At 58.1% G+C, this 11742-nt stretch carries 11 protein-coding genes; 6 read left to right on the forward strand and 5 right to left on the reverse strand.

Going from position 1 to position 11742, the window contains the following annotated elements; translation table 11 throughout:
• Positions 1-4 precede the first annotated feature (4 nt).
• On the forward strand, positions 5-544 hold the full coding sequence (gmhB, locus tag HQ912_RS01125; protein WP_171061292.1) for a D-glycero-beta-D-manno-heptose 1,7-bisphosphate 7-phosphatase: 540 nt from the start codon (positions 5-7) through the stop codon (positions 542-544).
• Positions 545-624: 80 nt separating this feature from the next.
• A complete protein-coding gene (locus HQ912_RS01130; protein ID WP_047230107.1) occupies positions 625-1404 on the forward strand; it encodes a lysophospholipid acyltransferase family protein in 780 nt (259 codons plus the stop codon).
• 166 nt (positions 1405-1570) lie between these two features.
• Here the strand turns inward: HQ912_RS01130 and HQ912_RS01135 are convergent, their stop codons facing one another.
• The gene (locus HQ912_RS01135) at positions 1571-3088 is read right to left on the reverse strand and encodes a sensor histidine kinase (RefSeq protein WP_107323178.1); all 1518 of its coding nucleotides are present in this window, start codon (positions 3086-3088) and stop codon (positions 1571-1573) included.
• 281 nt (positions 3089-3369) lie between these two features.
• Between HQ912_RS01135 and HQ912_RS01140 the strand changes: the two genes are divergently transcribed.
• Positions 3370-4104 carry a response regulator transcription factor gene (locus HQ912_RS01140; RefSeq protein ID WP_076386511.1) on the forward strand — a complete coding sequence of 245 codons (735 nt, stop codon included), beginning with the start codon at positions 3370-3372 and terminating at the stop codon, positions 4102-4104.
• 74 nt (positions 4105-4178) lie between these two features.
• Here HQ912_RS01140 and gyrB read toward each other — a convergent pair whose 3' ends face one another.
• From gyrB to dnaA, 4 genes are read right to left on the reverse strand one after another with little or no spacing between them, the layout of a single operon-like run.
• The gene (gene gyrB / locus HQ912_RS01145) at positions 4179-6596 is read right to left on the reverse strand and encodes a DNA topoisomerase (ATP-hydrolyzing) subunit B (RefSeq protein ID WP_047230120.1); all 2418 of its coding nucleotides are present in this window, start codon (positions 6594-6596) and stop codon (positions 4179-4181) included.
• A 5-nt stretch (positions 6597-6601) separates the two neighbouring features.
• Entirely contained in the window at positions 6602-7705 is a 1104-nt protein-coding gene (gene recF, locus HQ912_RS01150) for a DNA replication/repair protein RecF (RefSeq protein ID WP_047230105.1), read from the reverse strand.
• An 8-nt stretch (positions 7706-7713) separates the two neighbouring features.
• Positions 7714-8817, reverse strand: a complete 1104-nt coding sequence (dnaN, locus tag HQ912_RS01155; protein ID WP_007903001.1) for a DNA polymerase III subunit beta — start codon at positions 8815-8817, stop codon at positions 7714-7716.
• A 39-nt stretch (positions 8818-8856) separates the two neighbouring features.
• Positions 8857-10377, reverse strand: a complete 1521-nt coding sequence (gene dnaA, locus HQ912_RS01160) for a chromosomal replication initiator protein DnaA (RefSeq protein WP_047230104.1) — start codon at positions 10375-10377, stop codon at positions 8857-8859.
• A gap of 569 nt (positions 10378-10946) precedes the next feature.
• Here dnaA and rpmH point away from each other — a divergent pair.
• The 3 genes from rpmH to yidD are packed head-to-tail and all read left to right on the forward strand — an operon-like array spanning position 10947 to position 11740.
• Positions 10947-11081 (forward strand): 50S ribosomal protein L34, encoded by a 135-nt coding sequence (gene rpmH, locus HQ912_RS01165; protein ID WP_003213577.1) that lies wholly within the window; start codon positions 10947-10949, stop codon positions 11079-11081.
• Between the two features lie 16 nt (positions 11082-11097).
• Entirely contained in the window at positions 11098-11502 is a 405-nt protein-coding gene (rnpA, locus tag HQ912_RS01170) for a ribonuclease P protein component (RefSeq protein WP_047230119.1), read from the forward strand.
• Complete coding sequence (gene yidD / locus HQ912_RS01175; RefSeq protein ID WP_010465488.1) at positions 11495-11740, forward strand: membrane protein insertion efficiency factor YidD; 246 nt, start codon at positions 11495-11497, stop codon at positions 11738-11740. Before rnpA ends, yidD begins: the two co-directional genes overlap by 8 nt.
• Positions 11741-11742: the final 2 nt, after the last annotated feature.

Genomic DNA, 11742 nt, shown 5'->3' on the forward strand with positions numbered 1-11742 from the left:
GGGGCTGCTGTTGAAACTGCTGATTCTCGATCGGGACGGAGTGATCAACCACGACTCCGACGCTTATATCAAATCGGTGGAGGAGTGGTTGCCGCTCCCCGGTTCGATCGAAGCCATCGCGCAGTTGAGCAAGGCCGGCTGGACGGTGGCGGTTGCCACCAACCAGTCGGGCATTGCCCGCGGTTACTACGACCTCGCGGTCCTTGAGGCCATGCATGAGCGCTTGCGCGCATTGGTGGCCGAGCAGGGCGGTGAAGTCGGGCTGATCGTCTACTGCCCGCACGGGCCGGACGAAGGTTGTGATTGCCGCAAGCCCAAGCCGGGCATGTTGAAAACCATTGCCGCTCACTACGATGTAACGCTGGCGGGAGTGTGGTTCGTCGGCGACAGCCTGGGTGACCTGGAGGCGGCCAAGGCCGTCGATTGTCAGCCCGTTTTGGTAAAGACCGGCAAAGGCGAGAAGACTCTGGGCAAGACCCTGCCGGTGGGCACCCTGATTTTTGAAGACTTGGCGGCGATTGCCGCTGAACTTATCCACAATTAGAGCTCCCAAGACATCCTGATCAAGGACTGTTCGGGAAGCGCTTAAACAGTCGGGCACTGCCCGCAACGGTAAATGCCGCTATGTCGATATTGCAGGCCATCAGAACCTTTCTCTTTTACCTGCTGCTGGGCACCAGTTCGTTGTTGTGGTGCACGTTGAGTTTTTTTGTAGCGCCTTTCATGTCGTTCAGGACGCGCTACCGTTTTATCAATGTGTACTGGTGCCGTTGCGCGCTGTGGCTGAGCAAGGTTTTTCTGGGGATACGGTATGAAGTAAAAGGCGCCGAAAACGTGCCTGAGCGGCCGTGCGTGATCCAGTCCAACCACCAGAGCACCTGGGAGACTTTCTTCCTTTCGGCTTACTTCGAGCCCCTGAGCCAAGTGCTCAAACGTGAGCTGCTGTTCGTACCTTTCTTCGGCTGGGCCATGGCAATGCTGCGCCCCATCGCCATTGACCGGGACAACCCCAAGGTTGCTCTCAAGCAAGTGGCGAAAAAAGGTGATGAGCTGCTCAAGGACAAGGTTTGGGTTTTGATCTTTCCAGAGGGTACCCGTGTTCCCTACGGGACGATCGGCAAATTCTCCCGCAGTGGCAGCGCATTGGCGGTAAACGCTGACCTGCCGGTGCTGCCGATTGCACACAATGCCGGCAAGTTCTGGCCCAAGGGTGGCTGGCTCCGGACACCGGGCGTCATCACCGTGGTGATCGGCAAGCCCATGTATGCCGAAGGTAGCGGGCCCCGCGCCATTGCCGAGCTCAATGAACGCGTACAAACCTGGAACGAACAGACCCAACGGGAGATGGGTTCGCTTCCACCCGGTCCTGTCGCGGAAGTGCCCACGGAACAAGCCGCTGTTTGATATCTGTGGATAACCTGTGCACCGTTTTTTCGAAATTCGTAACTTTTCTGTTTTATGTCTTTGTTTTTAATACATATTTCATAAAAACATAAAAGCCGCCGACAGGTGCATAAGTTTTTTATAGCACCAAGATCGTCCGAAGGCTCGGGCCCCGTTCGGACGATCTTTACTCCGCCAACAACGGGAATCGCAGGCTGAACGTCGTGCCTTTGCCTACCACGCTATGGCATTCGATTTTCCCCTCATGATGGTCCACCACGGCCTTGACCATCGACAGTCCCAAGCCAATGCCATCCACACCGTGAGCCGAGGAAAACCGTCGATACTGGCTGAACAGGTCCGGTAGTTCTTCGGCGCTGATGCCCTTGCCCTGGTCGGCGACGTTGCAGGTCAACCAACCCGACGTGCAATGAACCTGCAGGGAAATGCAGGCGTCGGGCGGGCTGTACTTGATGGCATTTTCCAGCAGATTGAACAGGGCACGGGTCAGCAATGATTGATCCGCGCTCACCATCGCCTCTTCATCCTCTATTTCATGAATCAACTGGATGCGTTTTGCCTGGGCGATGGGCAGCGCCTGGTCAAGTACATCCAGGACCAACATGGCGAACAGCGTCGGTTGGAATTGATACGCCTCAGACTCGGCCTTGGCCAGTTGCACAAAGCCGTCGGTCAATTCCAAGGCGCGACGCACCTGCCGCTCGATCTGATCGAAGAGCGGATTATTCGCTCCGTTCTGATGCCGCTGCACATCCAGCAGGGCCAGGATCGCCGAGTGGGGCGCGCGCAAATCATGGGACAAAAAACGCAGCATGACGCTGCGCTGCTCTTCGGCTTCGCGCTCCGCGCTCAGGTCGATGAGGCTCAGTAACCAGCCTATCGGCGCCTCACCATCAACCGGCAATAGCGGGGCTCGTTCCAGACGCAGGCTGCGCTCCCGGCTGTCGCGAAACTCCACCAGGGGCAATGTGGATAATCGGTGAGGCACCCCGCGCTCCAGTCCTGGGTAACCCAGCTGCGCGAGATGCTCCAATACATCGCCCCCCGCCAAGCCATGGCCGAAGAGATCACGCGCTTTGCGGTTACCCAGCAATATCTTGCCTTGGGGATCGCTGATCATTGTTGCCACCGGCAGGTATTCGAGGCCATCGGCAATAAAGCGACGGGTGTCCCGGGTTCTCCCCATGGCTTGCTCCAGGGCCATGATCTGGCCCTGCAAGCGGTCGCTGCCCGTGTAGGGCGCACGACGCCGTTCGGGGAACACCTTGGGCTCCGCATCCAGGCGCGCCAGTTCCCAGCCAAAGTAGGCCAGCACCACGCTCAGCCGCCGCCAATTCCAGATCAGATAGCCAAACACGATGCCCAGCACGCTCGCCATGGGCGACCACCACCAACCTTCAGCCGCAAGTACGACACTGATCAGCAGGGCCATGCTCATGCCACCCACTGTCGTCCACAGCGCCAGGCGAGGGCGCAGCAATAGCAACCCCAGCACAACAGCGACCACAAACACCGACAACAACGCCGCTTCTGGCCCGTGGCGTGTTGGCTGGGTACTGAACGACAACAACGCGGTGAGCGGTAATAGAAGAAGACTTATCCACAACCATTCCCGTACCAATTGGCGAAACATGCGTTGGACTTGGGTCGGTTCACGGCTTTCACGACGACGCTGGTTGCTCATAAGCACCCTGACAGAACATAGGAACGGGGGATTTTTTTCATGGGGGGTCGCGTGTCGCACCAGCAGGCTGAAGACCAAAGACTATAGCGGACTCGATAGGTGGCGCGCTGCTACCTTTCCCTGCGCGTCATGAGCCGGTATTGTCACTGCCAGCGACAGGGGACCTGCAACCCGACAACTTATCGGCCCGCCGAGGTTACATCGGGCAAGTGGAATATTTGTTCAGATTGCAGGCCACCCTGATGATGTCCGTTACTCTCGAGATCAAGGAATCGCATCCCATGCGTGTCGCCATACTGGATGACGAACCGGCCGAGCTGCGCCGGGTGGAACAGACACTGCAACAAATCCCCGGCAGGGGCGAGCAAGCCTGGACCTTGCACAGTTTTGAGCGCGGCGAAGACCTGTTGCGGCAGCTGCGCCGGGAAACCTTCGACCTCTTGATCCTCGACTGGCAATTGCCCGACATCAGCGGGTTGTCGCTGCTGCGCTGGACGCGGGAGCACATGGACTCGCCCCCGGCCGCCATCATGCTCACCAGCCGCGACGGCGAGCACGATGTGGTCCAGGCCCTCAACGCCGGGGCCGACGACTACGTGAGCAAACCCTTCAGGCCTAACGAACTCAAGGCCCGGGTCACAGCCGTGTTGCGACGCCATAACCTGCAACGTGCTCCAGCCAGCGACGTGCTGGTATTCAACGACCTGGAATTCGACGACGCCGAACTGACCGTCACCCGCGCCGGTATCCCCATCAGCCTGACCGAACGGGAATACCGCCTGGCCCGCTGCCTGTTCGCCAACCTGGGCCGTCCACTGTCCCGGGAGTATTTCTACGAGCGCTTCTGGACCCACGAGGAAATGACCTCGTCGCGCCCGCTCGACACCCACATCTACCGTCTGCGCAACAAACTCGGGCTGACGGCGGATCGGGGTTGGCAGTTGCTGACGATTTATGGGTATGGGTATCGGTTGGAGAGTGTGGCGGCGGGGAGTGAAGCTTCGGTGGCGAGTTAGGGTTAGGGCCAACGGGCGAAAAAAAAGGCCAACGCATATGCGTTGGCCTTTTTCGTTGGCGCAGGGTGTGTGGATCAGAAATCCAGGTTAGACACCGCCAACGCATTGCTCTCGATGAAGTCACGACGAGGCTCGACCGCATCACCCATCAGGGTGTTGAAGATCTGGTCCGCGCCGATGGCGTCTTCGATGGTGACTTTCAGCATCCGGCGCGAGCCTGGGTCCATGGTGGTTTCCCACAGCTGGTCCGGGTTCATTTCACCCAGACCTTTATAGCGCTGGATGGTGTGGCGCTTGGTGCTTTCGGCCATCAGCCACTCAAGGGCTTCCTTGAACTCGGTAACGGCTTTCTTGCGCTCACCACGCTGGATGTACGCGCCTTCGTCCAGCAGGGTGCTCAGTTGCGCGCCCAGGGAGACGACAGTCTTGTAGTCGTTGCTGCCGAAGAAGTCGCGGTTGAAAGTGACGTAGTTGGACAGGCCGTGGGAGATCAGTTCGACCTCTGGCAGCCAGACGTTACGCTCACGGTCTTCACGCAGGCTGGCTTTGTACACCAGGCCAGACTTCTCTACGGTGCGCAGACGAACTTCGTACTGGGCCAGCCAATCCTGCATTGCAGCGTGATCGGAGAGCTGTTCCATGCTGACAGCCGGCAGGTAGATGAAGTGCTCGGTCAGCTCCTGTGGGTACAGGCGCGACAGGCGCTTGAGAGTCTTCATCACCAGGCGGAAGTCGTTGACCAGGCGCTCAAGGGCTTCGCCGGAAATGCCTGGGGCCTCTTCGTTCAGGTGCAGGCTCGCATCTTCCAGGGCCGACTGCGTCATGTACTCTTCCATGGCGTCGTCGTCTTTGATGTATTGCTCTTGCTTGCCTTTCTTGACCTTGTACAGCGGAGGCTGGGCGATATAGATGTAGCCGCGCTCGATCAGCTCCGGCAACTGACGGAAGAAGAACGTCAGCAACAGGGTGCGGATGTGCGAACCGTCGACGTCGGCGTCGGTCATGATGATGATGTTGTGATAACGCAGCTTGTCGATGTTGTACTCATCGCGGCCGATGCCACAGCCCAGCGCAGTGATGAGCGTGCCGACTTCCTGGGAGGAGATCATCTTGTCGAAGCGCGCCTTCTCGACGTTCAGGATCTTGCCCTTGAGCGGCAGGATGGCCTGGGTGCGGCGGTTGCGGCCCTGCTTGGCGGAACCGCCAGCAGAGTCACCTTCCACGAGGTACAGTTCGGACAAGGCAGGGTCTTTTTCCTGGCAGTCGGCCAGTTTGCCCGGCAAACCGGCGATGTCCAGCGCGCCTTTGCGGCGGGTCATCTCACGGGCCTTGCGCGCTGCTTCACGGGCACGGGCGGCGTCGATCATCTTGCCGACCACCAGCTTGGCTTCGTTGGGGTTTTCCAGCAGGAAGTCGGAGAAGTATTTGCCCATTTCCTGTTCGACTGCGGTCTTCACTTCGGAAGAAACCAGCTTGTCCTTGGTCTGGGAACTGAACTTCGGATCCGGCACTTTCACCGAAATGATCGCCGTCAGGCCTTCACGGGCATCGTCACCGGTGGTGGCGACTTTATGCTTCTTCGCCAGACCTTCCTGTTCGATGTAGTTGTTCAGGTTACGGGTCAGCGCCGAACGGAAACCCACCAGGTGAGTACCGCCATCGCGCTGTGGAATGTTGTTGGTGAAGCACAACAGGTTCTCGTTGAAGCTGTCGTTCCACTGCAGGGCGATTTCCACGCCGATGCCATCTTCGCGCTGGACGTTGAAGTGGAACACCTGGTTGACCGCAGTCTTGTTGGTGTTCAGGTATTCAACGAATGCACGCAGGCCCCCTTCGTACTTGAACAGCTCTTCCTTGCCGCTGCGCTCGTCCTTGAGGACGATACCGACACCGGAGTTGAGGAAGGACAGTTCACGAATCCGCTTGGCCAGGATGTCCCAGCTGAAGTGGATGTTCTTGAAGGTTTCGCTGGAAGCCTTGAAGTGAATCTGGGTGCCGGTGGTTTCGCTGTCGCCTACGATCGCCATTGGCGCCTGAGGCACACCGTGGACGTAGGTTTGTTCCCAGATCTTGCCACTGCGGCGAACGGTAAGAACAAGCTCTTCGGACAGTGCGTTCACGACCGATACACCTACGCCGTGCAGACCGCCGGAAACCTTGTAGGAGTTGTCATCGAACTTACCGCCGGCGTGCAGCACGGTCATGATGACCTCGGCTGCGGAAACGCCTTCTTCCTTGTGTACGTCTACCGGGATGCCACGACCGTTGTCACGAACAGTGATGGACTCATCCGGGTGGATGATGATGCTGATGTCATCGCAATGACCGGCGAGGGCTTCGTCGATGGAGTTGTCGACCACCTCGAACACCATGTGGTGCAGACCGCTGCCATCGTCGGTGTCACCAATGTACATACCGGGACGTTTGCGTACGGCATCCAGGCCTTTCAGCACTTTAATGCTCGTTGAGTCGTACGTATTTTCTTCGCTCAATGCCTTCACTCCCGATGGTCGTGGGTCTGGGTGATACGGCCCTGTTCCACGTGGAACAGAGCGACTGGCGTTTCCGTCTGCCAGCCTTCCCTCAATAATTCGTGATCTACACAGGTGATAAAAACCTGGCAGCGTAAGTCTTCCAGCAAGCGGCAGAGTGCGCGGCGGTGGGCTTCGTCCAATTCGGACGGCAAGTCATCCACCAGATAAATACACTGACCGCGTCGAGCCTGGCTGACCAAATGGCCTTGGGCAATCCGCAATGCACACACCACCAACTTCTGCTGCCCCCGGGACAAGATGTCCGCGGCATTATGTGCGCCCAATCTAAGGCGCAAGTCAGCGCGTTGCGGTCCAGCCTGGGTATGGCCCATCTGCTGGTCCCGCTGCAGCGAGCCAGCCAGTACGGTGCTCAGTTCCCGGTCCTTGTCCCAGCCTCGGTAATAGCTGAGCGTCAGGCCCTCAAGCTCAACCAGTTCGCTCAAGGTCTGCTCGAAGACCGGTTTCAAGGCTTTGATGTAAGCGCGGCGGTATTCATCTATTTCAGCGCTGGCCTGGCACAGTTCCCTGTCCCAAACCGCTTGCGAAACGGCGTCAAGTGTACCATGCCGCAGCCAGGAATTTCGCTGGCGCAGCGCCTTCTGCAAGCGCTGCCAAGTGGCCATGAACCGCGGTTCCACGTGGAACACGCCCCAGTCGAGAAACTGTCGACGAATCTTCGGCGCGCCTTCCAGCAAACGGAAACTGTCCGGGTTGATCAACTGCAACGGCAGGATCTCCGCCAGTTGCGCGGCGCTGCGGGCATTCTGCCCATCGATGCGGATCTGGAATTCGCCTTGCCGGTCCCGTGATATCCCCAAGGCACTGTGACCGCCTTGCGCCAACTCCACCTGTCCGAACACGGTGCAGGCCAACTGATCGTATTGGATGACCGGTAACAGACGGGTGCTACGAAACGAACGAGCAAGCCCCAGCAGGTGAACAGCTTCCAGAACACTGGTTTTGCCGCTGCCGTTAGCGCCGTAAAGGATATTGATGCGGGGGGAAGGGGAGAAGGTCACCGGGTGCAGATTGCGCACCGCGGTGACCGAGACGCGACTTAAGGACATCTAGCTGATTACAGACGCATCGGCATGACAACGTAGGCCGAGTCGTCGTTATCGGATTCCTGCACCAGCGCACTGCTGTTGGAGTCCGACAGGATCAGACGCACTTGCTCAGTGGTCATCACGCCCAGTACGTCGAGCAGGTAGCTGACGTTGAAGCCGATTTCCAGAGAGCCGCCGTTGTATTCAACGCCCACTTCTTCTTCCGCCTCTTCCTGCTCCGGGTTGTTCGCCTGGATTTTCAGCTGACCGTTGGCCAATTGCAGACGAATGCCGCGGTACTTCTCGTTGGACAGGATCGCGGTACGGCTGAACGCCTCGCGCAGCGCCTGGCGGTCACCCAAGACCAGTTTGTCACCGCCTTTGGGCAGCACGCGCTCGTAGTCAGGGAATTTGCCGTCCACCAGCTTCGAGGTGAAGGTGAACTCACCCGTGGTGGCGCGGATATGGTGCTGGCCCAACACGATACTGACATTGCCGTCCGGCTCGGTCAGTAGGCGCGCGAGCTCCAGGATACCTTTGCGCGGGACGATGACTTGGTGGCGGTCTGGCTGACCGATATCGGCCTGCATCGAGCACATGGCCAGACGGTGACCGTCGGTGGCGACGGCGCGGATGATACCGGCGGACACTTCCAGGAGCATGCCGTTGAGGTAGTAACGCACGTCCTGCTGCGCCATGGCGAAGCTGGTGCGTTCGATCAAACGGCGCAATTTGCTTTGCTCGAGGCTGCAGGTCAGCGAGCCTGGGCCTTCTTCCACCGTCGGGAAGTCGTTGGCCGGCAGCGTCGACAAGGTGAAACGGCTGCGACCGGCCTTGACCACGAGCTTCTGCTCATCGACCTTGATGTCGATCAGCGCATCGTTGGGCAGGCTTTTGCAGATGTCCATCAGCTTGCGCGCCGGCACGGTGATGGAACCTGGATCGGCCGGTTCTTCAAGCTGTACACGACCGACCAGCTCGACTTCCAGGTCGGTACCGGTCAGCGACAATTGCTGGCCTTCGACAACCAGCAGCACGTTGGAAAGTACCGGCAAGGTCTGGCGGCGTTCGACGACGCCTGCGACCAGTTGCAGGGGTTTCAACAGGGCTTCGCGTTGAATGGTGAAATGCATGGTCTAGTCCCTTGCCTTAATAAGCTGCGCTGGTGGTCATCAAGTGGTCAGTGTTCGCAGCAGGTTCTTGTAGTCCTCGCGGATGTCCGCGTCGGATTCCTTAAGTTCGTTGATCTTACGACAGGCGTGCAACACCGTGGTGTGGTCGCGTCCGCCAAACACATCGCCAATTTCCGGCAGACTGTGGTTGGTCAGCTCCTTGGACAAGGCCATCGCCACCTGACGCGGGCGAGCCACCGAACGCGATCGGCGTTTGGACAGCAGGTCGGATATCTTGATTTTGTAGTATTCAGCGACAGTGCGCTGAATGTTATCCACAGAAACCAGCTTGTCCTGGAGCGCTAACAAATCCTTCAAGGACTCGCGAATCAACTCGATGGTGATGTCGCGGCCCATGAAGTGCGAATGAGCGATGACCCGCTTGAGGGCGCCTTCGAGCTCACGTACGTTCGAGCGGATACGTTGGGCAATGAAGAATGCGGCGTCGTGAGGCAGTTCGACCTTGGCCTGATCAGCCTTCTTCATCAGGATCGCCACCCGGGTTTCCAGCTCCGGCGGCTCGACGGCAACCGTCAGGCCCCAGCCAAAACGCGACTTGAGACGTTCTTCCAGACCTTCGATTTCTTTCGGGTAGCGGTCACTGGTAAGAATGACCTGCTGCCCGCCTTCAAGCAATGCGTTGAAGGTGTGGAAAAACTCTTCCTGGGAACGCTCCTTGCGGGCGAAGAACTGAATATCGTCGATCAGCAAGGCGTCCACCGAACGGTAGAAGCGCTTGAACTCGTTGATCGCGTTCAGCTGCAGCGCCTTGACCATGTCGGCCACGAAACGCTCGGAATGCAGGTACACGACCTTGGCATTCGGGTTCTTCTTTAATAGGTGGTTACCCACCGCGTGCATCAAGTGGGTTTTACCCAAGCCTACGCCACCATAAAGGAAGAGTGGGTTGTAGCCATGCTTTGGGTTGTCCGCGACCTGCCAGGCTGCCGCTCGCGCCAGTTGGTTGGACTTGCCCTCAACGAAGTTCTCAAAGGTAAAGGTGCGGTTCAGGTAACTGGTGTGCTTGAGCGCGCCTTCGACCTGGACGGTGCGCTGTTCGGCGCGTACCGGAGCTTGTTGGGAGCTGGCGCCGGCCATTGGGTCGAAGCTGTCCCGCGAGGGCTCTTCGCTGACCTCGGCCACTTTTTGTGCATTACGCTTGCTCGGTGCCGGCGTGGGGGCGGGTGCGGCATGGTTAACCGGCGCCGCGACAGCCTGGGCCTGGGAGGCCGCAGCGGCCAACGGGGCGTTGGGGGCGGCGCGCGGCGCAGAGCTGCGTTTGCTGCCTATTAATAAGGACAGCGCAGGCGCCATGCCATTGCCATGCTCATCGAGCAGTTCCATGACCCGTCCCAGGTACTTTTCGTTGACCCAGTCAAGAACGAAACGGTTCGGTGCATAGACGCGCAACTCGTCGCCTTCGGCTTCGACCTGTAGCGGACGGATCCAAGTGTTGAATTGTTGGGCAGGCAGCTCATCGCGCAAAAGCTCCACGCACTGCTGCCAAAGTTCCACTGACACGGATATCCCCTAAGTTGAAAGCCGGTGAGGCAAAAACAAGCGGCCATTGTAGCGAGCGGACGCCCACTTATCCACATGCAGGTTGCTCATCCACCATGATTTATCAATGCCTTAACAACGAGCAAGACGACAGGCGGTCGGTGGATAAGCTCTGTGGATAACCGCCCGTGAGGTCGTTGCACAAGTGGGGATTGAAGTCGGTGGATAACCTCCCTGTGGATAAGTAGCCATTCCACACACAGCTTATCCGACAGCGCAGCACAGGCTGAACACCGCTTTCCCCTGTAGTTGTCATTCTCTGTACATGGCGGACTACAAGGCCTAGGCATGGTTATCCACAGATAGGTGCCAGCCTTGCTTTTATAAGCTTTACAGAAAAGCTTTAAATAATTCCCTTCTTTTTATTTCTATATCTGGAGTCCTGCGATGAAGCCGCTATCCAGGCGCGATATCTATTTGAAGTAAACGCTGGTTGGAAATTGACCTAGAGGCTTGCTTTCTCTAGAATCCCCGGTCTCTTAAAACGGGGGCCATTCCGGCCCGTTGTGGACGAACCCAGGTAACACGACATGAAACGTACTTTCCAACCAAGCACTATCAAACGCGCTCGTACCCACGGTTTCCGTGCTCGCATGGCTACCAAGAACGGTCGTGCCGTCCTGTCGCGTCGTCGCGCCAAAGGTCGTGCGCGTCTGGCAGTTTGATAATCCGGCACTGGAGGTGAGTCAGGACTTCAGTCGGGAAAAGCGTCTGCTTACACCCCGGCATTTCAAGGCAGTCTTTGACTCCCCTACCGGCAAGGTTCCGGGGAAAAATCTCCTGCTCCTTGCGCGCAGCAACGATCTTGATCACCCCCGACTAGGGCTGGTTATCGGGAAAAAGAGCGTCAAGCTCTCCGTTCAGCGCAATCGCCTCAAACGTCTGATGCGCGAATCGTTTCGCCTGAACCAGGATTCTCTGGTCGGTTGGGACATTGTTATCGTCGCGCGCAAAGGTTTGGGTGACGTAGAAAACCCCGAATTGATTCAGCATTTCGGCAAACTCTGGAAGCGCTTGGCTCGTAACAAGCCAGCACCGCCAGCAGTCAACACCGAAACTGTAGGGGTAGACAGTCCCGATGCGTAAACTGGCACTCGTTCCGATCCAGTTTTATCGCTACGCCATTAGTCCCCTGATGGCCAGTCACTGTCGTTTCTACCCCAGTTGTTCTTGCTACGCGTATGAAGCCATAGAAAATCATGGCCTTCTGCGCGGTGGCTGGCTGACCTTTCGTCGTTTAGGTCGCTGTCATCCGTGGAATCCCGGCGGTTATGACCCGGTTCCGCCTATCCCTACCTCCCGTTCTTCTTCGATGGCCGAGTAATC

Source organism: Pseudomonas sp. MPDS (assembly GCF_013283895.1).
In the GTDB taxonomy this organism is placed as follows: Bacteria; Pseudomonadota; Gammaproteobacteria; order Pseudomonadales; family Pseudomonadaceae; genus Aquipseudomonas; species Aquipseudomonas rhizophila.

Excerpts from the sequence above, each read along its gene's own strand:
- HQ912_RS01130 (WP_047230107.1), top strand. The coding sequence starts at position 625 with ATGTCGATATTGCAGGCCATCAGAACCTTTCTCTTTTACCTGCTGCTG.
- HQ912_RS01135 (WP_107323178.1), bottom strand. The coding sequence starts at position 3,088 with ATGAGCAACCAGCGTCGTCGTGAAAGCCGTGAACCGACCCAAGTCCAA.
- HQ912_RS01140 (WP_076386511.1), top strand. The coding sequence starts at position 3,370 with ATGCGTGTCGCCATACTGGATGACGAACCGGCCGAGCTGCGCCGGGTG.
- recF (WP_047230105.1), bottom strand. The coding sequence starts at position 7,705 with ATGTCCTTAAGTCGCGTCTCGGTCACCGCGGTGCGCAATCTGCACCCG.
- dnaN (WP_007903001.1), bottom strand. The coding sequence starts at position 8,817 with ATGCATTTCACCATTCAACGCGAAGCCCTGTTGAAACCCCTGCAACTG.
- rpmH (WP_003213577.1), top strand. The coding sequence starts at position 10,947 with ATGAAACGTACTTTCCAACCAAGCACTATCAAACGCGCTCGTACCCAC.
- yidD (WP_010465488.1), top strand. The coding sequence starts at position 11,495 with ATGCGTAAACTGGCACTCGTTCCGATCCAGTTTTATCGCTACGCCATT.